Origin of the sequence: Pseudomonas sp. MD195_PC81_125 (assembly GCF_014060985.1) — a bacterium.
Taxonomy (GTDB): Bacteria; Pseudomonadota; Gammaproteobacteria; order Pseudomonadales; family Pseudomonadaceae; genus Aquipseudomonas; species Aquipseudomonas parakoreensis.
In genome coordinates this window covers 1-1,217 of record NZ_JABULD010000902.1, presented here as the reverse complement: position 1 = coordinate 1,217, position 1,217 = coordinate 1, and the positions used below count along the sequence as shown (strand labels likewise).

The window sequence follows — 1,217 nt, the reverse complement described above, 5'->3', positions numbered from 1 at the left end:
AAAATCCGGGAGCGCACGGTACCCACCGGACACTGCATGACACTCGCAATGTCCTCGTAACTCAGACCATCGAATTCACGTAAAGTTAACGCCGTACGCAAATCCTCTGGCAGTTGCTGAATGGTTCGATGGACGGTGCCTTCGATCTCATCCCGCAGCAACGCGCGTTCCGGTGATTCGAGATCCTTGAGGCCATGATCGCCATCGTAGAACTCTGCGTCTTCAGAACTTACATCACTATCCGGCGGCCGGCGGCCGCGTGAAACCAGATAGTTTTTTGCCGTGTTGATGGCAATGCGGTAAAGCCACGTATAGAACGCGCTGTCTCCGCGAAAGTTTCCTAATGCTCGGTACGCCTTGATAAAGGCTTCCTGAGCCACATCCTGGGCTTCATGGGTGTCGTGCACAAAACGCACGATCAACCCGAGAATTTTGTGCTGATATTTCAGCACCAGCAGATCGAAAGCTCGCTTGTCGCCACGCTGAACGCGCTCGACCAGCTGCTGATCCTCTTCCTGGGTTAGCATGAACACTCCTCGATAAGCATGGAGGAGGCTTGCATAACTAAACGACCAGACTTGCAAACATAGACTCGGGCTTTTCGCAAAAGTTCTCCCCCTCCAGGCAAGTTTCCTGCGGGCTCTGATTTGGCACGCACGAAAAAACGCAGCGCGGGATAAACCGGCTGCGCGAATAATCTTGTCATCGGTTCGCCGGCAAAAACCCAATCGCAGGTTCTGCATTGAAGCCGACACTGTCCCGTGTTTCTGGCAACTGTCTATTGATCTTGGGCCTCTGGCAAAAGTTCCAATTATTTATAGCCATGCTGGAGCGACATTGAGCGACCGTGCGCTGAAAAAGCCTGTTTCATCCTCGATACAGTTGCCTTTTTCCAAAACGATGAAAAAAAACCTCCGACGAAACGTCAGGCTTTTGTCGTCACAGTAGTTTCACAATGCCATACAAGCCCGGCTATTGTGCCGCTCCACCCCTCTATATACTAGTGGGCTGTGTGGCTGTCTTGACTCGCCGATCCAGCTGTCTTGCGCCAACCCCGATCCGGGTCGCTTTGAGCGGAATCCTGAAATGAGCCAACAGTTTCAACACGATGTTCTGGTGATTGGCAGCGGCGCTGCCGGTTTGAGTCTCGCGCTGACCCTGCCGGGTCATTTGCGCATTGCCGTATTGAGCAAGGGTGATCTGGCCAACGGTTCGAC

The 1,217-nt window shown here is 53.1% G+C and carries 2 protein-coding genes; one reads left to right on the top strand and one right to left on the bottom strand.

Annotated elements, in window-relative coordinates; all coding sequences use genetic code 11:
• Window positions 1-527, bottom strand: a 527-nt coding sequence (rpoE, locus tag HT737_RS30230) for an RNA polymerase sigma factor RpoE (protein WP_182404656.1), incomplete at its 3' end; no start/stop codon positions are given.
• A 559-nt stretch (window positions 528-1,086) separates the two neighbouring features.
• Between rpoE and HT737_RS30225 the strand changes: the two genes are divergently transcribed.
• Window positions 1,087-1,217, top strand: a 131-nt coding sequence (locus tag HT737_RS30225) for an FAD-binding protein (protein ID WP_182404655.1), incomplete at its 3' end; no start/stop codon positions are given.